Source organism: Roseateles sp. P5_E11, assembly GCF_054049355.1.
This window is the reverse complement of the sequence record NZ_JBFUMO010000043.1, coordinates 1-21,451: the sequence shown is the minus strand read 5'-3', so window position 1 is coordinate 21,451 and position 21,451 is coordinate 1. Positions and strand designations below refer to the sequence as shown.

Below are 21,451 nucleotides of genomic sequence, written 5' to 3'. Positions count from 1 at the left end.
CCGGCAAGGAGATCGACAAGGAGCACATCGTCAAGGGCGTCAAGCTCGAGAGCGACGAGTACGTGGTGCTGTCCGACGACGAGATCAAGGCCGCCTATCCCAAGCGCACCCAGACCATCCAGATCGAGAACTTCGTCAAGGCGGCGGACGTGTCCTTCGTCTACATCGAAAAGCCTTACTACCTCGCGCCGGATGGCCGGGCCGACCGCGTCTATGCGCTGCTGCGCGAGGCGCTGGACAAGGCCGGTGTCATCGGCATTGCGCGCTTCGTGCTGCACAACAAGGAGCACCTCGCGGCGCTGATCCCCGCCGGCCCGGCGCTGATGCTGGGCGTGCTGCGCTGGGCCGAGGAGATCCGTTCGCCCGATGCGCTGGACCTGCCCACGGCCGGTGCCGCGGGCGTCAAGCCGGCCGAGTTGAAGATGGCCCAGCAGCTCATCGGTCAGATGACTGCGGCCTGGAAGCCCGAGAAGTTCAAGGACGACTTCACGAGCGCCATCCATGAGCTGGTCAAGCGCAAGGCCAAGGCCGGCAAGACGGCGACCGTGCAGCCCTTCGAGGAGGCGCCGGACCTCGGTGGCTCGAATGTCGTCGACCTGACCGAGTTGCTGCGACAGAGCCTGGGTGGCAAAGCGCGCAAGGCCGAGAAGGCGGAGAAGGCGCCAGCAGAAAAGGCGCCAGCGAAGAAGGCGGCAGCCAAGCCCGCGGCCAAGCGTGGCAGGAAGGCCGCGTGAAATCAGGCGCACCGACGTCCTGCGGGAACACCTTTAGCCTGTTCGACTGCGCCGCCGAAGACGCCGCCAGGTTCTGCTCTGGTCCGCTGACGGCAAGTCAAGCGCTGGCGGAGGCCTGATCGGCAAGCAGCGCCCATTCGCCGCGAAGGCCCTGGAGAGCGTAGTCGGCAAAGTGGCGTACGCGCGGGGCCAGATGCAATGCATGCGGGTACACGACATGCAGCGGTGCGCTGGGGATGCTGTATCGCCCCAGGACGCGCACCAGCGTTCCCTCCCTCAGCTCCGAGCCCACATCCCATATCGACTTGAGAAAGATCCCGCCGCCGGCGAGCGCGAGTGCTTTGGCCGCGTTGCCGTCATTGCACAGGAAGGTCGCGTTCACCTCGGCCGAGACCGGTTTGCCTTCATGCTGGAAGAGCCAGTGCCGCGTGCTTCGCGTGCCGTAGAGGATGCAGTTGTGCGCTGAGAGCGCAGCAGGCGTGTCGGGAGAGCCGAAGCGCCGCAAATAGTCCGGCGCGGCGCACAGGACGAGCTCACTGTCGGCGATGTGGCGTGCCGTCATCGTCGAGTCGTTGAGCACCCCGAAGCGCAGCGCCAGGTCAATGCCTTGTTCCACGAGATCCACGACGTCGTCGCTCAAGACGATCTCGATCCGCAACGCCGGATGCATGGCCTGGAACTGCGCCGCCAGGGGGGCGAGATAGCGCGTGCCCAGCATGCGCGGTGCCGTCACCCGCAGGTGCCCGTTGATGTCGGTGCGGCTGTGCTGCATCACCACCTCGGCCTGCTGCACCTCCGCAAGGATGCGCACGCAATGCAGGTGGAAGCGTTCGCCTTCCTGCGTCATGGACTGCCGCCGCGTGGTCCGGTTGAGCAGGCGAACGCCCATGCGCGCCTCGAGGGCGGCCAGGCGTTTGCTGACCACTGCCAGCGACAGGCCCAGCGCGTTCGCGGCCCCCGTGAGGCTGCCGGCACTGGCGACCTTGTCGAAGATCGTCAGCTCGGCCAGGTTGTCGATCATTGTTTCCATATCGTTGATTGTGAAATAGCTATATCGATCTTTATAAACAAGATGGCGATAAATATAGTGCCTTTCATCGCTTAACAGGAGCCTCACGATGAAACGCACCTTCCTTGCGGCCTTCCTGGCCGCCGCTGTCGCCACCAGCCTGGTCGCCCCGGTCTCGTCCGCGGCCGAGGCGCCTGCGACCAAGGTGAGCCGCTATCAAGCCGGCTACTACCACTTCAAGCTCGGCGACTTCGAGGTCGCGGCGCTCTCCGACGGCACGCTGCCGATCCCGACGCTGAACCTGCTGACCAACGCCAAGCCCGGCGAGGTCGCGTCGCGCCTGGCGGACACGTATCAGACGACCGAGGTCGATGCCTCGGTCAACGCCTACCTGATCCGGGCGGGTGACCGCCTGATCCTGATGGACGCCGGCACCGGCGAGCTTTACGGCCCGACGTTGAACAAGCTCGAGGCCAGTCTCAAGGCGGTGGGCGTCACGCCGGCGCAGATCACCGACATCCTGATCACGCACATCCACACCGACCACACCGGTGGCTTGATGGATGGCCAGCGCATCGTGTTTCCCAACGCCACGGTCCACATCGAGCAGAAGGAAGTCGCGCACTGGCTGAGCCCCGACAACCGCGCGCGGGCGCCGGAGGCGGCGAAGAAGTACTTCGACGAGGCTTCGGCCAAGGTGCAGCCCTATGTCGATGCCGGCAAGGTGAAGACGTTCTCCGGCGCGACCGAGCTGTTCGCCGGCATCCGTTCCATCCCCGCTCCGGGCCACACACCGGGCCACACGTTCTACGCGCTCGAGAGCAAGGGCGAGAAGCTGGTGTTCTGGGGCGACCTGGTCCACGTGGCGGAAGTTCAGATGCCCAACCCGGGCGTGACCATCGTCTTCGACGTCGATCCCAAGGCCGCCGCAGCAACGCGCAAGAAGGCGTTCGCCGACGCGGTCAAGGGCCGGTATTGGGTCGCGGCCGACCACATCTCGTTCCCCGGCGTCGGCCATCTGCGCCCCGATGGCCCAGGCTACCGGTGGATCCCCATGACCTACGTGAACGACCACTACGAGGCGAAGTGAACCATGGCCCAGCGGTTGCTGAATCACTCCGCGGCACTGCTGCTGGCCGCGTGTCTGGCATGCCCTTTCACGGGCGCTGAAACGTTGCCGGCCTCCGCAGCCGACGAAGCGACCGCCGGGTTCCTGAGGGAACGCGCGCTGGCGGACAGCGGGGCGTTCAAGATTGTCGAATCGCTGACCACGGAGGTTGGCGCGCGCCCCGCCGGGTCGGAGGCCGACGCCCGCGCGGTGGCGTGGGCCGTGGCGAAGTTCCATGCGCTGGGCTACGACAAGGTCTACACGGAGCCCGTCAAGTTCACGGCTTGGCGCCGGCTGTCCGAGAGCGCAGATGTCACTGCGCCGATCACGCAGCGCCTTGCCGTGACCGCGCTGGGCAACAGCGTGGGAACCAACGGCCCGCTCGATGCCGAGATCGTGCGATTCCAAGACTTCGAAGCGTTGCAGTCGGCGCCGGCCGAATCGGTGCGCGGCAGGATCGTCCTGCTCACCCGGCGCATGGAACGCGACCGCGATGGGTCGGGATACGCGCGGGTCCTGCAGATGCGCAGCAGTGCCGCCTCGTTGGCCGCCACCAAGGGCGCCGTGGCGCTTCTGATCAGATCCTTGGGAACCGACGACAACCGGCTGCCGCACACCGGCAGCGTGAACTACGCTCCCGGGAACGCGATCCCGGCCGCCGCCATCTCGGGCCCGGATGCGGATCTCCTTGAACGGCTTGGGCAGCGGTATCCCTCGGTACGGCTGCGCCTAAACATCGCGACGCAAACGCAGGCCGACAGCATCTCGTACAACGTGATCGGCGAGATCACTGGGCGAGGCGCCAAGCGGGAGATCGTGATGATGTCTGCGCATCTCGACTCCTGGGATCTCGGCACGGGCGCAGTCGACGATGGGTTCGGCGTAGCTCTGACGATGGCAGCCGGGGCGTTGATCAAGCAGCTGCCCCAAGCACCCCGCCGCACGATCCGCGTGGTCTTGTTCGCCAACGAGGAGAACGGCTTCGATGGTGCACGCGCCTATGCGGCGCGCGATGCGGGCGATCTGTCGCGGCACTATCTGGCGATCGAAAGCGATTGGGGCGCAGGGCCAATCTACGCGTTGCGTCATCCGCCGCTGGACGCTGAGCTCACGGCACGGCTGTCACGCGCGCTGGCTCCGCTGGGCATCACGCTCGACGGTGCCGCTGGCGCACCGGGACCGGATCTGGGCTTCCTGGCCAAGCGTGGCGTGCCGTGGATCCAGCTCGCACAGGATGCCACGGACCTCTTCGATCATCATCACAGCGCCAATGACACCTTGGACAAGATCGACCCCGCGTCCTTGAACCAGAACGTCGCCGCCTACACGACGTTTGCCTGGCTGGCAGCGAACGCGCCGTAGATATGCGCAAGCTCGCCATCTCGGCGATTGAAACGGCGCTCAAGGGCTGAACGGGCTACGGCAAAAGTTGCCGCAAAGCCTTGCGCTCCCGGACCGGCCCCCTCTCGTGGGGCGGCCACGAACGCGGGCAAGTCGTGTGCCCGTGCAGCGTTGAACTAGACGCGGAAGACGACCATGGACGGCCGGTGGATTCCCTATTGCGGCGAGGCGCCCGGCCCGGACGCTTGGCTGAGCCGATGGAACCTCGACCCGGTGCTCGGCACGGGCCTCGTGCTGCTGGCGCTGGCACTGTGGCGGCCGTCAGCGGCGCAGGCTGCAACGCCGAGACAGCTGCGCTGCCTGCGCTGCGCCTGGGCGTTGGCGGCCCTGCTCTACGTGTCGCCGCTGTGTGCGCTGAGCTCGGCGTTCTTCACCATACGGGTGGTCCATCACATGGCCCTGGTGCTGGCGATGGCGCCGTTGCTGGCCATCGGGCTGGAACGCTGGCTGCGCCGCCTGCCGACACCGCTGTGGACCAGCACCGCCGTCGCCACCGTCACGTTCTGGACCTGGCACGCGCCCGCGCCTTACGCGGCGGCCCTATCGTCGGTGGCCCTGTACGCACTGATGCAGTTCACGCTGCTGGCCAGCGCGGTCGCCTTCTGGGTCGCGGTGCGGCGCTCCGGCGCGGTCGCAGCAACGGGCGCCATCCTCGCCACGACGGTGTTGATGGGGCTGCTGGGCGCGCTGATCACGTTCGCCGCGCGGCCGCTGTATGCGCCGCACTTCGCATCGGCGCTGAGCTGGGGCGTCTCGCCGCTGCAGGACCAGCAGCTCGCCGRCATCGTGATGTGGGCGCCAGGCAGCATGGCCTACCTGGCCGCCGCGATGTGGATAGGCTGGCGCTGGATGCGCGCTGAACGTGCACGCGGCCTGCGCGCCGGGCCGGCATGAATCTCGTTGCCGCCATCGAATGGGCCGAGGGCCATCACCGGCGCGGGCTGTATTCGCCGATCGGCGTGGCCTTTCACTGGGCGATGGCGGCGCTGATGATCTTCCAGCTGGCCTATGGCTGGTACCTGGGCTGGCAGCCGGCGGGCGGCGACAAGTACATCGGCTACCAGACGCACACGGAGGTCGGGCTGGCGATCATGCTGCTGGGCACGCTGCGCTTCCTGTGGCGCAGCCAGATCGGCACGCCCGACAACGTCGACGAGTCATCGTTCTCGGGCAGGGCCAGCCATGTGCTGGAGGTCTGGTTCTACTTCAGCTTCTTCGCGCTGCCGATCAGCGGCTGGGTCATGTGGTCCACGCTGCCCAGTGACCTGCCGCTGTCGATCGCTGGTGTGATCCCCTTCCCAAACCTGCCCTTCGACCAGTTGTCCGAGGGCCTGCAGCACCGCCTGATGGAGTGGGCCGCGACGGCGCATGCCTGGGTCGTCTGGATCACGGCGCTGGCCATTCCCGGCCACGCCGGGGCGGCCGTGCTGCATTACGTGATCAAGCGCGACCGCGTGCTGCCCTCGATGTTCGATCTCAACGGGCCGCAGGCGCCGGGCGTGGTGGGATCCGCGCCAGATAGAGGCTCAGCTGATGAACCTCCTCGGGCTTGAGCCGCTGGGCCGCTGTCAGCATCTGATGATTGCCGTCATTGCGCCGCTTCGACACCTGCCAGTCCTGCAGCTGCTGGGCGAGGTAGAAGGCCGGCTGGGCATTCAGCGGCGGCCCCTTCGCGCTGCCGCTCCCTTCATCGCCATGGCACTGCTGGCAGGCCGCGGCGTACAGCGCCGGGGTCGTCGCGGCGATGGCTTCGGCGGTGGCGGGCGGCAAGGCCTTGGGCGGCAGGCCGGCGTAGTAGTGGGCCACCCGCACGCGTTCGGCGCTGTCGAGAAAGCGCGCCACGTCGCGCATGACCTCGTGCGCCCGCAGCCCTGCCGCGTAATCCTCCATCTGCTTTTGCAGGTAGCCCGCCGGCAGGCCGGCCAGGCGAGGTGCGTCGAAACCATTGCCCTCGCCGCGCGCGCCGTGGCAGCTCACGCAGGCGTAGCGCGCGCCGCCTTCGCCGCCGCTCATCGCGATCAGCTCACCGCCGCGGCCGAAGCGGTCGTCGCTCGGGCTCATGCGATCGGTGCAGGCGGTGGCCAGCAGCGTGAGGATGAGAAGGGACAGGTGGCGCATGGCGGGTGAATCATCGTCCCTGGCAAAGGAAGCGCCGARCAAGTCCCAGCGATGCGCTGCGCGCGAGGGACTTGTTCGGCGCTTCCTATTCGTGCTCGCCTGTGCCTGCCTCGCCGCCTGCGATGGCCCGCCCGACCGCACGCCGACCCTGGGCGACGCGGACGCCGCACGGGGCCGGCAGCTCGTGGCCGACAAGGGCTGCGTGGCCTGCCACACCTTCCCCGACGTGAAATGGCCGCGTGGAGGGCTCGGGCCGTCGCTCGAGAACTTCGGCAGGCAAGGCCTGATCGCAGGGCAGCTGCCGAACCAGCCCGGCTTGTTGATGCAGTTCGTTCGCAACGCACCGTCGATGGTGCCCGGCACGGCCATGCCGGCCATTCCCATGTCCGACCAGGAAGCTCGCGATGTCACCGCCTACCTCCTCACGCTATAGGGCCTGTCATCCTATGAATCCCCCCCGCGTGGCACCCCACAGAGCCTGCAATCTAGGCGCAAGCCGCAGCCGGGGTGGGGCCCCGGCGAGGATTTGCAACGACGAGTGCAGGCTCTGTGGGGCGCCACCCGAAGGGCCGGGGCTGCAAGGGGCGCCCCGCGTCGTTGCGAACCTAGGTCGGGGAAGGGCCCCGACCGTCGGCTCGCGCCTAGCGCTGCACCCCTTGCAGCCCCGGCGCGGGGGAGATTCATAGGATGACAGGCCCTAACCTCGCTGAGGCCCTGAGCGGCTGGCCGCCGCCGGTGCTCGATCCGCACGGGCCGTTCTCCAACTCGGTCACGACGCTGGCCTGGGTGCTGATCGCGCTCGTCACATTGATCTTCCTGGGCGTCTGCGCGGCGATGTGGGTGGCGCTGTACGGCAGCGATGAGCTGCGCGCCAGGCTCGGCGGCGAGCGCGTCGTCAAGTGGTTCGGTCTGATCATCCCGGCCGGCGTGCTGTTGCTGCTGCTGGCCTGGGGCCTCACGCTGGCCGCGGGCATGTCCACCATCAAGGGCGACGAGCTGCGCATGCGTGTGTCCGGCAACATCTACTGGTGGCGCGTGTCCTACCTCGATGCGGCGGGCCGCGAGATGCTGGCCGATGCCAACGAGCTGCACATCCCGGTGGGCCGCCCGGTCGTCGTCGACATGGTCTCGGAGGATGTCATCCACAGCTTCTGGGTTCCCAAGCTGGGCGGCAAGATGGACATGATCCCGGGCCGCACCAACCGGCTGAAGCTGCAGGCCGACAAGGCGGGCGTCTATGGCGGGCAATGCGCCGAGTTCTGCGGCGGCGCGCATGCGCTGATGGGCTTCGTCGTCGTCGCGCATGACGCCGCCGACTGGCAGCGGTGGCTGGATTCACGCCTGAAGCCGGCACCTGAGAGCAACGTCAGCGTCGAGGCGCTGCGCGGCAAGCAGCTCTTCAACGAGGTCGGCTGCGCGGCCTGCCACCGCGTCGCCGGCACCTCGGCGCAAGGCGTATCCGGGCCCGATCTGACCTTCGTCGGCTCGCGCCAGTCGCTGGGCGCCGGCATCCTGCCGAACACGCGCGGCACGCTGATCGGCTGGATCGGCGACAGCCAGTCCATCAAGCCGAACAACCGCATGCCCGCCTACCGCTCGTTGAAGGCCGACGAGTTGAACGTACTCGCCAGCTACATGGAGTCGTTGAAATGAAGCCCCTCGTCCAGCTGCACACCGCTGAACGCGGTGCATCTGACCGGTCCCCCGCGGGGACGGCGATGCCCGCGGCGTTGAGCCGCGAGCACATCGCCATCGCGGGCCGGCTCGGGAGCGGCCCAGCGCTCGGCCCGAAATGCGCCGGTTTCATGCGTCGCGGGTGCCGCGAACGCGGAATGGACAACTGAAATGAACTCCAAACAAAGCCACAGTGGCACAGAGACACGGAGAGGCTTTCATCTCGGCTCCTCTGTGTCTCTGTGCCTCTGTGGCTGTGTTCCAAAGTCAGCGGAGCAACAGAGATGACGCACCCCGCCGCCCCAGGCGTGGAAGGCGCCGTCCGCGATGCCGCAGCCGAGCCGTCCGAGACCGGTTTCGATACGCGGCTCTACGCGCGTTTCCCGACCCAGGGCGGCCGGCCCGCGGGCGAGTTCGAGGCGCTGGAAGAGACCTGGGAAACGCCCACGGGCTGGCGCGCGTTCAGCGCCGTCAACAACAACTTCATCGGCTTCCTGTTCATCGCCACGGCCTTCGGCTTCTTCGTTGCGGCCGGCATCCTGTCGCTGGTGATGCGCGTGCAGCTGGCCGCGCCGCTGGCCGGCGTCGTGCCGCAGGAGACCTACAACCAGCTGTTCACGATGCATGGCTCGGTGATGATGTTCCTGTTCGCCGTGCCGGCCGTCGAGGCCATTGCCGTGTTGCTGCTGCCGCAGATGCTGGCCGCGCGCGACCTGCCCTTCCCGCGGCTGTCGGCCTATTCGTACTGGGCCTATGCCATTGGCGGCGTGGTCTTCTTCGGCTCGGTCTTTTTCAGCCTGGCGCCATCGGGCGGCTGGTTCATGTACCCGCCGCTGAGCTCGGGGGTCTACGCCAAGGGCATCAACGCCGACTTCTGGCTGCTGGGCATCGGCTTCATCGAGATCAGCGCGATCGCCGGCGCCATCGAACTCATCGTCGGCGTGCTGCGCACGCGAGCCCCGGGCATGACGCTGGCCAAGATGCCGGTGTACGCCTGGGCCATCCTGATCTTCGGCGTCATGATCATCCTGGCCTTTCCGGCCATGATCATGGTCACCTTCCTGCTGGAGCTGGAGCGCGCCTTCAACTGGCCGCTGTTCGACGCCACGCGCGGCGGCGACCCGCTGCTGTACCAGCACCTGTTCTGGTTCTTCGGCCATCCCGACGTCTACATCATCTTCATCCCGGCCTCGGCGATGGTGTCGACCATGGTCGTCACCGTCGCGCAGAAGAAGCTGGTCGGCCACGAGCTCGTCGTGCTGGCCATGATCGCCACCGGCTTCATCAGCTTCGGCGTGTGGGCCCACCACATGTTCACGGTCGGCATGCCGGATCTGGCGGCGGGCTATTTTTCAGCGGCGTCGATGGCGGTGGCCGTTCCCGCGGGCGCCCAGGTGTTCGCATGGATCTGCACGCTCGCGTCTGGCCGTGTGCAGCGCAACGTGCCGTCGCTGTTCCTCGTCGGCGGCATCCTCATCTTCGTGATGGGAGGCTTGAGCGGCGTCATGGTGGGCATGGTCGCCTTCGACGGCCAGGCGCACGACACCTACTTCGTCGTCGCGCATTTCCACTACGTGCTGATCGGCGGCATGCTGTTCCCGCTGTTCGCCGGCTTCTACTACTGGACGCCGATGATCAACGGCCAGCAGTTGTCGGAGCGGCTCGGGCGCTGGGTGTTCTGGCTCAGCTTCGTCGGCGTGCACGTCTGTTTCCTGCCCATGCACCTGACCGGGCTGATGGGCATGCCGCGGCGGGTCAACACCTATCTGCCGGACCGTGCCTGGGACCTGCCGAACCTGGTCTCCACCGTGGGCGCCTTCATCATGGCCGCGGGAGCGCTGCTGTTCGTCATCGACGCGGTGCGCTGCTACGCCCGTGGCGGCAGCAGCGGCAATGCCCGCAATGCGTTCCATGGGGGCACACTGGAATGGCTGTCGGCGGGCAACTACGGCGTGCGCTCCATCCCGGTGGTCAACGACCTGGAGCCGTTGTGGGCCGACCCCCAACTGGCCAACGACGCGCAAGCCGGGCGCTACTTCCTGCCGAACACGGCCACCGGCCAGCGCGAAACGCTCGTCACCAGCCCCGCGCGCGCCGAGCCGCAGTACGTGCAGATCATGCCGGGGCCGTCCTGGTGGCCGCTGCTGTCGGCGCTGTTCACGGCCGGCTTCTTCCTGCTGCTGACGGTGAAGGCCATGGCCCTGAGCGCCGTCTGCGGCGTGCTGACCGTGATCTGCCTGATGCGCTGGGTGTGGAGCAACGACCGGCACCTGCCGCCGCAGCAGAGCCAGGTCGACGCTGGCGCCGGCATCCTGCTGCCGACCTATGTGGCCGGGCCGCAGGCGCACGGCTGGTGGGCCGCGGTGCTGCTCGACATCGTGCTCGGGACGATCTTCCTGATGGCGATGTTCGGCTACCTCTACCTGTACGCCGCGCATCCCGACTGGTGGCTGCTCAACGCGCCGCGCGGCGCGCTGGTTCCCGGCCTGTTGCTGCTGGGTGCGTCGGCGGGCCTTGCCTATGCTGCCCGGCCGCTGATGGCGAGGCTCGAGCGCGGCAGCGGCGCCAGCGCCGTGTTGATGAGCTTCAGCGCGGCGTGCCTGGCCGCCGCGCTGGCCGTGGACGTGCTCGACTGGTGGCACGCCGGGCTGCGCGGCGATGCCAGCGGCCAGGGCGCTTCGGTCTACGCGATGCTGGCCTGGCACGGCAGCGTCGTGGCGGCCGTGGTGCTGGCGGCGTTCTTCTACGCACTGCGCTGGATGCGCGGCCTGGCACCACGCCCAGCCAACAAGACGCTGGAGGCATTGCGCCTGCTGTTCATCTACGCCGCACTGGAGGGTGCCGCCGGCCTGCTGCTGCCGCGGCTGCTGCCGTGGGGCGGTGCGTGAATCGCGCTCTCAGGCCACCTTCACCACCGTCTTGCCGAAGTTGCCGCCCTGCAGCAGCCGCGCCAGCGCGGCCGGTGCCTGCTCCAGCCCGTCGACGATGTCCTCGCGCAGCGTGATGCGCCCTGAATCCAGCCAGGCGCCCATCTCGCGGCGGAAGGCGTCGAAGCGCTCGCCGTAGTGATCCAGGATGATGAAACCCTGCATGCGGATGCGCTTGGCCAGCAGCGTGGCGACGAGGCCAGGCAGGCGGTCGGGACCGGTGGGCGGCGCGGCGTCGTTGTAGTGCGAGATGAAGCCGCAGACCGGCACGCGGGCGTGCAGGTTGAGCAGCGGCAGCACGGCGTCAAATACTTCACCGCCGACGTTCTCGAAATAGACGTCGATGCCTTGCGGGCAGGCCTCGGCCAACCGCGCGGCGAGGTCGGGGGCGTGGCGATCCAGGCAGGCATCGAAGCCCAGCATCTCGACGGCGTGGCGGCATTTGTCGGCGCCGCCGGCAATGCCGACCACGCGGGCGCCCTTCAACTTGGCCAACTGGCCGACGACAGCGCCGACCGCACCCGTGGCCGCGGCGACGACGACGGTCTCGCCCGGCTTGGGCTGGCCGATGTCCAGCAGCCCGACATAGGCCGTGAAGCCCGGCATGCCCAGGCCACCCAGTGCGTGCGACGGTTGCGTCACGTCGCCCAGAGCCAGCAGGTCGCTGCCGTCGCTCACGGCGTATTCCTGCCAGCCCGCGTTGGCCAGCACCAGCTCGCCTTGCTTGAACTTCGCATGGCGTGACGCGACGACGCGGCTGACTGTGCCGCCCACCATGACGCCGCCCAGCGGCACCGGCGGTGCATAGCCGGGCCCCACCGGCGCCATCAGGTTGCGCATATACGGGTCGACTGACAGGTAGAGCGTGCGCAGCAGCACCTGGCCGTCGGCGGGTTCGGGCACGGGCTGGGTGTCGAGGCGGAAGTGCTCCGGCCCGGGCAGGCCTTGCGGGTAGGCGGCGAGCGTGAGGCGGCGGTTCATTGCGCACCTCGGGCGACGGCGCGCGGACCATGGCGCAGCGTCAGCAGCGTGCCCAGCGTCAACGCAACGACAGCGAAGGCCGGGCCGCCCAGCGCGCCGATGCGATCCACCAGCACGCCGCCGCCGATGGCGCCGCTGGCTATGGCGATCTGGAAGGCCGCCACCAGCAGCCCGCCTGCGCCTTCGGCCTGGTCGGGCGCGGCGCGCACGATCCAGGTCTGGAAGCCCACCGGGAAGGCGCCGAACGCAAAACCCCACAGCGTGATGGCCACGGCGGTGACGGCGGCCGATTGGCCGGCCACCAGCAGACAGGCCGCCAGCACTGCGATCAACACGCCGCCGAACACGATGGCGTGGCGCTCGCTGCGCCCGGCCAGCCAGCCGCCGGCGAAGTTGCCGAAGAAGCCGCCGATGCCATAGCCCAGCAGCACGCCCGAGATGGCGCCGACCGACAGGTGCGTGACCTGCTCCATCAGCGGGCGGATGTAGGTGAAGCCGGCAAAGTGACCGGAGATGACGAGCAGCACCGCCAGCAGCGCCACGCGCACCGGCGGGCGGCGCAGCAGTTCGGCCAGCACGCGCAGGTTGGGCTTGTCGCGCGGCGGCAGGGCCGGCAGCGTGGCGGCCTGTACGGCCAGCGTGACGAGGCTGACCACGCCCGCCGCGATGAAGGCGCTGCGCCAGCCCCACACGTCGCCCATCCACGCGCCCACCGGCGCGGCGCAGACGGTGGCGACCGACACGCCGGTCAGGATCACCGACATCGCGCGGGCGAACAGGTTCTGGGGCACCAGGCGCATGGCCAGCGCCGCCGACATCGACCAGAAACCACCCAGCGCAACGCCCAGCATCACCCGCGCCACCAGCAGCGCCGCAAGGCTGCCGGCGGTGGCGGCCAGCAGATTGGACAGCACCAGCAGCGCGCTCAGGGCCAGCATGACGACGCGGCGGTCCAGCCTGCGCGTCAGCAGCGGCAACGCGGGTGCAGCCACCGCGCCGACCAGCGCCGTGGCCGTGACGGCCTGGCCGGCTGCGCCGTCGCTGATGCCGAGATCGCTGGCCATGGCCGTCAGCAGGCTGGCCGGCAGGAACTCGGCCATGACGAGGCCGAAGACGCCCATCGTCAGCGAGGCGACGGCCGGCCAGCGGGCGGTGGTGTGGGCCGGGGCGGGCGCGGCGATGGCGTGGCCACCGGGGTCGGTGGGGCAGGCAGTGCAGGAAGAGGAAGTCACGGCGGCAAGTCCCTTTGTCAGCGAGGTCTGAATGCTAGGAATAGGCTGCCGGCGATTGAATGCCAGGAACGCCGAGATGCTTGACTTTTCGTCCAGACCCGAGGGCCGCGACACCCTGACCGAGATCCTGCTGGGCCTGCGCCTGGACGGCGTCGAGTACGGCCGCTGCATCCTGCGCGCGCCCTGGGCCGTGGCCTTCCCGGCGCAGCGCTCGGCGCGTTTTCACTTCGTCGGCCACGGCGGCTGCTGGCTGCGCACCGCGGCCACCGACTGGGTGCGGCTGAACGCCGGCGACGCGGTGCTGCTGCCGCATGGCAGCTTTCATGTGCTGGCCAGCGCGCCCGACGTGCCGGCGGTGGACATCGACTCGCTGTCGCGCGTCGCCGTGTCGGAGAACATCTACCTGGTCGGCGCCGCGCCCGGCTCCGCCGCCGCGGTGGTGGACGACGCCACCGACGTGATGTTCTGCGGCGCGCTGCGCTTCAACCTCGACCCGCTGCACCCTCTCATCGCGATGATGCCGCCCGTCATGCTGGCCGGCGACCTGGCGCAGAAAGACGCGACGGTGCCCGTGCTGCTGGACGCGATGGAGCGCGAGGTGGCGCTGGACCGCATCGGCGCCTGCGGCATCCTGGCGCGGCTGGCCGACGCGCTGGCCGCCAGCATCATCCGCGCCTGGGTGGAATGCGGCTGCAGCGACGCGACGGGCTGGATCGCCGCGGTGCGCTGCCCCAAGATCGGCAAGGTCGTCGCCGCCATCCACGCCGAGCCCGAACGCGACTGGAGCCTGCCCGAGCTGGCCGACGTCATGGGCGCCTCACGCTCCAGCTTCGCCGACGCCTTCACGCGCACCATGGGCGAAAGCCCGGCCCGCTACGTCGCCAAGATCAAGATGTTCCAGGCCCGCAGATGGATCGCGCAGGACGGCATGCGCGTGGCGACGGCGGCGGACCGGCTGGGCTATGAATCGGAGGCGTCGTTCAGCCGGGCGTTCAAGCGGGTGATCGGGCATGCGCCGAGTGCGGCGCGCGGGCCGTCGCCCTGAAGCGCCGGCCCGGCGCCGCCCTCATTGCTCCCGCGCCCCCGACGGCGTCACGCCGCAGGCCATGCGACCCCCGCCGCCGCCCAGCGGCATCGGGTGGTCGGCGTGGTTGTCGCCGCCGATGTGGATCATCAGTGAGCGTGCACGCAGGTCGTCGAGCTTGAGCCGTGGCGCCAGCACGGCATGGCTGGCGCGCTCGTCGGCTTCCACCACCAGCGCGGGCAGGTCGCCCAGGTGGCCGTCGCCCCAGGGCGTGCCGTGGCGCCCGCTGCCCAGCGGGTCCAGGTGGGCACCTGCCGCCAGGCCCGCCACCGGCTGGCCGTCGCGCAGGCCCGCTGCGCAACTCGGGTTCTCGTGCACATGAAAGCCATGGCTGCCCGGCGGCAGGCCGTTCAGCGCCGGCGTGAAGACCAGGCCGTAAGCCGATTCGGTCACCACCACTTCGCCGATCGCCTGCGCCGCKCCCCGGCTGTCGATCAGGTGCATGGGCACGGTGATGGCAGCGGCCTGGACCGCGGCGACGGGAAGGGCCAGCAGCGTGGCGATGGAGAAGAAGCGCATGGTGGGTCTCCCTGACAGCGGGCCGGACACCTCGTTCAGCCCTGCCCTGACAGACGGGCTGCCGGGCACAAAGCGGACAAGGGATGTGCGGACAGGCGAGACCTGGCCGATGCGTCTACAGGCGGGGGCGCGAGGTGCCCGTCATCGGGGCGCAAGTTGCGTTGCCCCAAGATCGGCACGGTCGTCACTGCCATCCACGCCGAGCCCGAGCGCGATGGGGAGCCTGCCCGAGCTGGCCGACGTCATGGGCGCCCCGCGCTCCAGCTTTGCCGACGCCTTCACGCGCACCGTGGGCGAGAGCCCGGCCCGCTACGTCGCCAAGATCAAGATGTTTCAGGCTCGCCGCTGGATCGCCCAGGACGGCATGCGCGTGGCCACGGCGGCCGACCGGCTGGCTTACGAGTCCGAGGCGTCATTCAGCCGGGCGTTCAAGCGGGTGATCGGGCATGCGCCCAGTGCGGGGCGGGCAGGCAAGAAAGCGGCCTGAGGTCAACGCCAGGCGCGTGCGATTTCAGCCCGTGCGACGACGCGCGATGCAGGCGATGCCCGCCAGCCCGGCCAACCACAACAGGGCCGTCTCGGGCTCCGGCACCGCCAATGCCTGTTGGGCGAATTCGAAGCTGACGGTGCCGAAGCGAGCCCCATGTGCGGCGTCGGGCGAGTACTCGTAGGCCCTGAGGTTGGCGGCGTAGATCAAGGTGCCCGGCAGCACGGCGCCATAGTCAACGGCGTCGGTGAGCCGCGTGAACCCTGCGTTGTTGACCGCCGCGGTGGCGCTGTTCAGATTGGCGTAGACGAGGGCGTCGAAGCTGGTCTGCGTGACCACCACGTTGCCCATCGTCACCGAGTAGCCGCTGAGGCCCATCCCAGCCGCGTTGGTGATGCTGAAGTAGGCCAGCGTCGCATCGATGTAGTTGCCGGTCTTGACCGTCTGGGCGAACGGGTCGAAGCGGGAGGCCTGGCCCACGACGCCGAAGTCCATCGCCAGCGTGAAGCCGATGCTGCCGGGGCTGCTGTCGGGCGTGAAGACGACCGCCGCAGCGTCCGGCGCCAGCTTCGTGTTGCCGGCAAACGGCCCGTTGTTCCAGACCGGGTGCGAGGGCAGCTGCCGCTGGGTGAAATCGAAGTTGGAGCCTGCGATGGTGCAGTTGCCGAGCGCCAGGATCTGGTCGAACGTCGCGGTCGGGCAGACCGTGGCAGACGCGGGGGCCGACAGCACCAGCGCCAAGGCTGGCGCCAGCAGCGTGGCAAGGGGACTACGCTGGCTTGTCGCAGAGGTCATGGGGCTCTCCTGATCGTGGGTTGGAGCCGCCGATGTTGCGCGCCCGTCCGACGGCGCTCCACCCACGGATGACCCACAGTCGAGCCGGGCAAGGGTCGTCGCGCCCCTGTTGGCGGGCCGAATGAGCGCTGCGGGGTGGCCACCTAAAATTCACCGCCCCAGCGTGCCGTTCAGGCGCCGTTCAACGATCCGATGACCACCACCACCCTGCTTCTGCAACTCATCGTCATCCTCGGCGTGGCCCGCGGCTGCGGCTGGTTGCTGCGTCATCTGGGCCAGCCGCAGGTGGTGGGCGAGATGGCGGCCGGCCTCGTCCTCGGCCCAGCGGTCATGGGCTTCTACGCTCCGGAGCTGCATGCCCAGCTGTTCGCCAAGCCCCTGCTGGGTGGCCTGAATGCGCTGGCCACGCTGGGCCTGGTGCTCTTCATGTTCGTCGTCGGCCTGGAGATCCGCGCGCCGGGCGGCCTGCGCTCGCAGCTGCGGTCAGCCGGTAGCGTCGGCCTGCTCAGCGTGCTGGCGCCGGCCGTCCTGGCCTTGGCCATCACGCCCGCCCTGCACCCGGGCTTGGCGCCGGCGGGCGTGGGCTTCTGGCCCTTTGCGCTGTTCATGACGGCCGCCGTGTCCATCACCGCCTTCCCCGTCATGGCCCGCATCCTCAAGGACCGCGGCATGACGCAGACGCGCTTCGGCCAGCTGGCCCTGGCGGGCGCTGCGGTCGTCGACGTGTTCGCCTGGGTGCTGCTGGCCTTTGTCGTCGCCCTTGCGGGAGTGGGTGAAGGCTATGCCGGCCTGGCCCGGATCGCCGCCGGCACGCTGGCCATCCTCGCCGTCCTCTACCTCGTCGTGCGGCCGGTCTATGCCCGCCTGCTGGCCGCCCGGGCGCCCGATGGCGAGCCCTCGCTGGGCGTGCTGGCGGCGCTGATGCTGGGCTTGCTGGGCTGTGCCGCCGCGACCGAATGGCTGCACCTGCACGCGGTGTTCGGCGCCTTCCTGTTCGGCGCCACGCTGCCGCGCGACGACCGCCTTCTGCAGTCGCTGATGCAGCGCATCGAGCCACTGTCCATCGTGCTGCTGATGCCGCTGTTCTTCGCGCTGGCGGGCCTGTCGACCACGCACGCGGCGTTCGTCGGCGGCGCCCTGGGCGCCATGCTGCTGGTGGTGGGCGTGGCGACGGTCGGCAAGCTGGTGGGCGGCTGGCTGGGCGCCCGCGTGGCCGGCCTCAATGGCGCCGAAAGCATGGCCACCGGCGCGCTGATGAACGCCCGCGGCCTGATGGAGCTCATCGTCATGAAGGTCGGCCTGGACGTCGGCCTCATCGGGCCCGACATGTTCACCATCCTGCTCATCATGGCCCTGGCCACGACGGCGATGACCAGCCCATTGATCACATTGGCGTTGCGATATCGGCGGGTCGATAACGCCAGAGCCGCCTGAGCTCGCCATGCAGATCCAGCTGAGCTCCGACGACTATCTGTCAGCGATTCGCGCCGGCTTCAAGCCTCGCCCTGCATTTGCAGTGCTCGGCATCTTGATCGTCATCCTTGCCCTGGCCGCATTGGTCTTCATGCTGGGTTCGTGGTGGCGAGGGGAAGGCTCCTGGTCTGATGTGCTGGGCGTGCTGGCAATCTGCTACTTCCCCGCCTGGTATTGGTTTTATCTGCCGTGGAAGGTGCGGCGCCTGTATGCGCAGCAGCGATCACTTCACCAGCCGGCATCGGTCGAGATTGGCGAAGCCGGCCTGCAGTTCCGGACGGTGAATGGCGAAGGCTTGATGCCCTGGGAGAACGTCTACCGATGGCGAGAAACCAAGGTGGTTTTTGTTCTCTACCAGTCTGATCTGTTGTTCAGTTTGATCCCCAAGCGGTACTTCGACTCGATGGAAGCTCAAGGTGATTTCAGGGCAATGCTGGTGCGCCAGGTGGGACCTGCGAATACGCCGCGCAAGCTGTCTTGAGGCCCGGCAGCGCCGCGCGCGCCAACCGGGCTGCGGGTGCCGAGGCGGACATGCGCCAGGCAGCGGGCTATCCGGCCCATCGCCGACTTGTTCGTTGCCAGGTGCAGTTTGTCGCCTGCCGATGCCGCTCATGGATGCGCTTTGCAAACTGCGCAGGCTGCAGCCCTTGCAAGGAACTCCCATGCGCTCTGTTCGACGATGGCCGGCCTGCTGTCGGCGGCCCTGGCCGTGCCCTGCGCCCCGGGCCGCCGCACGCAGGTGCACTGCGCTCTCGCCCGGATTTGGCTGACTTATTGAACGTTGATGGCCGTGATCGTTGCCGTCGAGCCGGACCAGCCGGCTTGCGACACGATGTACAGAATGCCGTTCGGTGACAGCGCGAGATTGCCCGATGCTGGATAGCTCCAGATCGTTCGGTGTGCCGAGCGATCGATGACGTAGGTCGAGGTATTGGTACTGATGATCACGGTGTTCTTCGTGAGCAGGACCTCAYTGACGAATTCCGTATCGCCAGACGCCTGGGGCGTCCAGGACCAGAGCAGCGAGCCGTCGGCTTCCGAGCGGGCCTCGAGTCGCAAGGGGTTGTTATTGGCCGCGTAGACGACGCCCGCGTCATAGGCCGGCGTCGAGGGGTAGACGCCCCTGATGGACCAGTCGACGGTCCGCGACTGGAGGTTGAAGTGCAGGAGTGAATTGCCGATCCCTCCGCCATTCAGAAAGCTGTTGGCATAGGCCGCGGCGAACACGGAGTTGGCGCCGCCGAGGACGGGGGAGCCGCCGATTTCGTAGATGTAGTTCGTGAAGGACGGATCGGCGATGCTCATCTTGAGCGCGCCGGAAACAGGGTCGAACACCTGCAGGGAGTTGCCGGTATAGGCATACACCGCGTTGGCGTCGACGGCTGGGGTCCACGCAGATTGCTGTGCGGCTCCGGCAAAGTACAACTCGGTGCCCTGCGTGCTGAATGCATACAGCCCGCCGTAGGTTCCCGCGTTGGTGTACACGCCTGAGGGCCCCACGGTGGGCGCGAGATAGTGCTCCCACTGAGATGACATGCGGGACTTGAACAGCACGGTGCCGTTGCTGGCGTCCAGGCCGAACATATAGGTCGACGATTGCTGACCGGCCGCGACATAGACGACCCCGTTGCTGACGGCCGGCGGATTGGTGGAAGGGTAGGGCAGCTCGCCGAAGCTGTAGCTCCAGACGCTGGCACCGTCATGCTCACGCCGAGCCGAAACGGCGTTGTCTCCGGCGATGTAGAAGTTGCCGCCTGCCGTGGTGACCGTGCCGAGGTTGAAGCGGCCGTTGAAATAGATGAAGGACGGCACCGTGATTTGCCAGCGGGTGTCGAACTTGTTGGCGTCGAGCGTGACCGGCACGTAACCGGTGTGGGCGGCGTTGCCCTGGAAGGTGGCCCATTCCGGTGCGCCCGCGACGGGCGAGAGCGCCGTCAGGTGATTGCCCGGCCAGGCGCCACCTGCGGCAAGGACGTTGACGCTGTAGTTCACGAACAGCGTGGACGTCGCCTGCGGCGCAGCGCAGGCCGTGTCCTGGCAGAGGCTCACCACCGCCTGCCCGGCATGGACGCCTGCCGTGGCGGAGCCGGCGGTCGAAAACTCCAGGACATAGCTGCCACCGCTGGCGGTGACTGCGACGGTCGAGCCGATCACGCCGTCCTTGTCGCTCGCCTTGGCGTAGACGGTGCCAGTGAGGCCGAGCGCCGCGCCGTCGAGCGTCACCAGCGGAGCGACCGAGGTGCCCGCCACCGTCATGCGAGTGACCTTGGCGGCAGGCTGGACAGCCAGGCGGATCTTTGCATTGGCCGAGCCGCCGGGCCCCGTCGCCGTGACGGTGAAGTCGGCGGGAGCGGTGCCGGCGGTAGGCGTGCCCGAGATGGCGCCCGTGGTGGTGTTCAACGCAAGGCCGGCCGGCAGCGCGGGTGCGACGCTGAACGACGTCACGGTGCCTGATGTGGTCGGCGCCAGCGTCGATGTCGCCTGGTCCTGCACGTAGGCCTGGGGTGCGGCGTAGGACAGCGTCGGTGCTGGCGGCGTCGGCGTGCTGCTGCCGCCCCCACCGCCACAGCCGATGGAAATTGCAGCGCAAACCAAGGCTGCGCAAAGACCCGTGGCCCTCATATCCGTCCTCCCCGTGCTTTTGATGTCGTCCCGCATGCGGGCGCGGCGATTCTAGAAGCGCCCTGGCGCAGCATTCGGGGTGGATGCCGAAGGCGCCGATGGCATTCTTCACGGCCCCCAATTGCTTGCTGATCACGCTTGCGTTGCGCTACCGGCGGCGGGTGGAGAACGCGACGACGGCTTGATGCCGTCAGGCCGCCGCCCAAAGGGCGATGGCTAGCGCGATGAGCAGCAGCCCGGCCGCGATGTTCGCGATGTAGTGCTGGCGGCGGTGTTTGGGCATCTCCGAGACGAGCACGGCGTGGTGCGGGTTCCTGCTGTCGACAAAGCAGGTCGAGCGCTGGCGGATATCGCCGGCCAGGGCATTCGCTTCACGCGGGCTTTCCATCCAGCCCGAGCGGTGGTCGATGCCCACTCGCCTGGACTCGTAAGCCTGTCCCGCCACCACGTATTGGAACTGCGCTTCAACGGCATGCCAGCGCTGGCGAAAGCCGGCATTGGTTCGTTCGTTGACGCACAGATCCATCAGCGTGGCGGGCAGTTCGATGAAAGCCGCAGCACGCGTAGCCCTCCTCAGGAAGGCAGTGCCATAGCCTGCCAGGGCGAGGCCGATCAGGAAGATAAGCAGCGGGCCTATCTGCATGGCAGGCGACCTTCATCGTATGTATGCATGCGGTTCATGGGTAAAGGGCCGGCATGTCTTTGCCCGAAAGGGCGAGCCAGGGTCGGAGGAGGCGAAGTTCGTGCACCTGTGGAAGCGCGAGGCCGGGGTGTGGAGGCTGGCGCGGGTGCTCAGCTTTGACCATCGGCCGGCGGCGGCTAAGGCTCCGTAGCTCAAGCACTGCATCAATCGGCCTGAACAACCGTTTATTGAGGTTTGGGTGCCTCAGACCAGCGGCATTTAATAAAGGTCTCGTAGGAGATGCCGGCTGAGCGAAGAATTTCGCGATTGGTGCACTGCGACCATTCCTTTGCGACAGCCTTGGCTTGGTCCACCGGTATCCAGTCGCCGGAAGCCGCTCGAATTTGAGAGGTACAGATTTCAAAAACCGTCTCGGCCGCTGCTTTGTACGAGTCTGGCGTGTGACCTAAGCAGCGCGCGTTCACCTCCGGCGCTGCGTCAGCCTTCAGGCGAGCAAGGATGGCTGCGTTCTCAAATATATCCACGACGCTCAACTTGTTCGGTGGGCCGACTCGGTATTTGCGAGTGAAAAGCTGAAGAACTTCTTTAGCCTGGGGATGGTTTTGCTTGCTCGCCTTCTCAAGCCACAATTTGGCGTCGTTGGC

21 protein-coding genes are annotated in these 21,451 nt (G+C 68.0%); 12 read left to right on the top strand and 9 right to left on the bottom strand.

Annotated features, from left to right (window positions below):
• Positions 1-734 (top strand): non-homologous end joining protein Ku (gene ku / locus ACXJKR_RS05705; protein ID WP_457321474.1); only part of this gene is annotated, 734 nt, incomplete at its 5' end.
• Between the two features lie 97 nt (positions 735-831).
• On the opposite strand, the gene ACXJKR_RS05700 is transcribed toward ku, so the two are convergent.
• Positions 832-1,764 (bottom strand): LysR family transcriptional regulator, encoded by a 933-nt coding sequence (locus tag ACXJKR_RS05700; protein WP_457321472.1) that lies wholly within the window; start codon positions 1,762-1,764, stop codon positions 832-834.
• Positions 1,765-1,852: 88 nt separating this feature from the next.
• Between ACXJKR_RS05700 and ACXJKR_RS05695 the strand changes: the two genes are divergently transcribed.
• The 4 genes from ACXJKR_RS05695 to ACXJKR_RS05680 all read left to right on the top strand — a co-directional run bounded on the left by ACXJKR_RS05695 (position 1,853) and on the right by ACXJKR_RS05680 (position 5,805).
• The gene (locus ACXJKR_RS05695; RefSeq protein ID WP_457321470.1) at positions 1,853-2,833 is read left to right on the top strand and encodes an MBL fold metallo-hydrolase; all 981 of its coding nucleotides are present in this window, start codon (positions 1,853-1,855) and stop codon (positions 2,831-2,833) included.
• Positions 2,834-2,836: 3 nt separating this feature from the next.
• Positions 2,837-4,213, top strand: a complete 1,377-nt coding sequence (locus ACXJKR_RS05690; protein ID WP_457321468.1) for a M28 family peptidase — start codon at positions 2,837-2,839, stop codon at positions 4,211-4,213.
• A gap of 174 nt (positions 4,214-4,387) precedes the next feature.
• Entirely contained in the window at positions 4,388-5,146 is a 759-nt protein-coding gene (locus ACXJKR_RS05685) for a cytochrome c oxidase assembly protein (RefSeq protein WP_457321466.1), read from the top strand.
• On the top strand, positions 5,143-5,805 hold the full coding sequence (locus ACXJKR_RS05680; protein WP_457321464.1) for a cytochrome b: 663 nt from the start codon (positions 5,143-5,145) through the stop codon (positions 5,803-5,805). Before ACXJKR_RS05685 ends, ACXJKR_RS05680 begins: the two co-directional genes overlap by 4 nt.
• Here the strand turns inward: ACXJKR_RS05680 and ACXJKR_RS05675 are convergent.
• Entirely contained in the window at positions 5,729-6,370 is a 642-nt protein-coding gene (locus ACXJKR_RS05675; RefSeq protein ID WP_457321463.1) for a c-type cytochrome, read from the bottom strand. The genes ACXJKR_RS05680 and ACXJKR_RS05675 overlap by 77 nt on opposite strands.
• 91 nt (positions 6,371-6,461) lie before the next feature.
• Between ACXJKR_RS05675 and ACXJKR_RS05670 the strand changes: the two genes are divergently transcribed.
• From ACXJKR_RS05670 to ACXJKR_RS05660, 3 genes are all read left to right on the top strand, one after another.
• A complete protein-coding gene (locus ACXJKR_RS05670; protein ID WP_457321461.1) occupies positions 6,462-6,803 on the top strand; it encodes a c-type cytochrome in 342 nt (113 codons plus the stop codon).
• Between the two features lie 254 nt (positions 6,804-7,057).
• Entirely contained in the window at positions 7,058-8,023 is a 966-nt protein-coding gene (gene coxB / locus ACXJKR_RS05665) for a cytochrome c oxidase subunit II (protein WP_457321459.1), read from the top strand.
• 305 nt (positions 8,024-8,328) lie between these two features.
• The gene (locus tag ACXJKR_RS05660) at positions 8,329-10,932 is read left to right on the top strand and encodes a cbb3-type cytochrome c oxidase subunit I (RefSeq protein ID WP_457321457.1); all 2,604 of its coding nucleotides are present in this window, start codon (positions 8,329-8,331) and stop codon (positions 10,930-10,932) included.
• Positions 10,933-10,941: 9 nt separating this feature from the next.
• On the opposite strand, the gene ACXJKR_RS05655 is transcribed toward ACXJKR_RS05660, so the two are convergent.
• Together ACXJKR_RS05655 and ACXJKR_RS05650 are read right to left on the bottom strand one after the other, a co-directional pair.
• Positions 10,942-11,952 (bottom strand): NADP-dependent oxidoreductase, encoded by a 1,011-nt coding sequence (locus tag ACXJKR_RS05655; protein ID WP_457321455.1) that lies wholly within the window; start codon positions 11,950-11,952, stop codon positions 10,942-10,944.
• Positions 11,949-13,184, bottom strand: a complete 1,236-nt coding sequence (locus ACXJKR_RS05650; RefSeq protein ID WP_457321453.1) for an MFS transporter — start codon at positions 13,182-13,184, stop codon at positions 11,949-11,951. The genes ACXJKR_RS05655 and ACXJKR_RS05650 overlap by 4 nt, the downstream gene beginning before the upstream one ends.
• Before the next feature lie 76 nt (positions 13,185-13,260).
• Between ACXJKR_RS05650 and ACXJKR_RS05645 the strand changes: the two genes are divergently transcribed.
• Entirely contained in the window at positions 13,261-14,229 is a 969-nt protein-coding gene (locus ACXJKR_RS05645; protein WP_056191348.1) for an AraC family transcriptional regulator, read from the top strand.
• 21 nt (positions 14,230-14,250) lie between these two features.
• Here the strand turns inward: ACXJKR_RS05645 and sodC are convergent, their stop codons facing one another.
• A complete protein-coding gene (gene sodC / locus ACXJKR_RS05640; protein WP_457321451.1) occupies positions 14,251-14,787 on the bottom strand; it encodes a superoxide dismutase [Cu-Zn] SodC in 537 nt (178 codons plus the stop codon).
• Positions 14,788-15,001: 214 nt separating this feature from the next.
• Between sodC and ACXJKR_RS05635 the strand changes: the two genes are divergently transcribed.
• Entirely contained in the window at positions 15,002-15,274 is a 273-nt protein-coding gene (locus tag ACXJKR_RS05635) for a helix-turn-helix domain-containing protein (protein WP_457321449.1), read from the top strand.
• Between the two features lie 24 nt (positions 15,275-15,298).
• Here ACXJKR_RS05635 and ACXJKR_RS05630 read toward each other — a convergent pair whose 3' ends face one another.
• Positions 15,299-16,069 (bottom strand): PEP-CTERM sorting domain-containing protein, encoded by a 771-nt coding sequence (locus tag ACXJKR_RS05630; RefSeq protein WP_457321447.1) that lies wholly within the window; start codon positions 16,067-16,069, stop codon positions 15,299-15,301.
• Between the two features lie 192 nt (positions 16,070-16,261).
• Between ACXJKR_RS05630 and ACXJKR_RS05625 the strand changes: the two genes are divergently transcribed.
• Positions 16,262-17,503: a cation:proton antiporter gene (locus ACXJKR_RS05625; protein WP_457321446.1), complete on the top strand. Its 1,242-nt coding sequence runs from the start codon at positions 16,262-16,264 to the stop codon at positions 17,501-17,503.
• A 7-nt stretch (positions 17,504-17,510) separates the two neighbouring features.
• Positions 17,511-18,023 (top strand): YcxB family protein, encoded by a 513-nt coding sequence (locus ACXJKR_RS05620; protein WP_457321444.1) that lies wholly within the window; start codon positions 17,511-17,513, stop codon positions 18,021-18,023.
• A gap of 290 nt (positions 18,024-18,313) precedes the next feature.
• On the opposite strand, the gene ACXJKR_RS05615 is transcribed toward ACXJKR_RS05620, so the two are convergent.
• The 3 genes from ACXJKR_RS05615 to ACXJKR_RS05605 form a co-directional block, all read right to left on the bottom strand.
• Positions 18,314-20,200 (bottom strand): putative Ig domain-containing protein, encoded by a 1,887-nt coding sequence (locus ACXJKR_RS05615; RefSeq protein WP_457321442.1) that lies wholly within the window; start codon positions 20,198-20,200, stop codon positions 18,314-18,316.
• 154 nt (positions 20,201-20,354) lie between these two features.
• Positions 20,355-20,807, bottom strand: a complete 453-nt coding sequence (locus tag ACXJKR_RS05610; RefSeq protein WP_457321440.1) for a DUF3592 domain-containing protein — start codon at positions 20,805-20,807, stop codon at positions 20,355-20,357.
• Positions 20,808-21,031: 224 nt separating this feature from the next.
• On the bottom strand, positions 21,032-21,451 hold a 420-nt coding region (locus tag ACXJKR_RS05605), incomplete at its 5' end, for a hypothetical protein (RefSeq protein ID WP_457321439.1).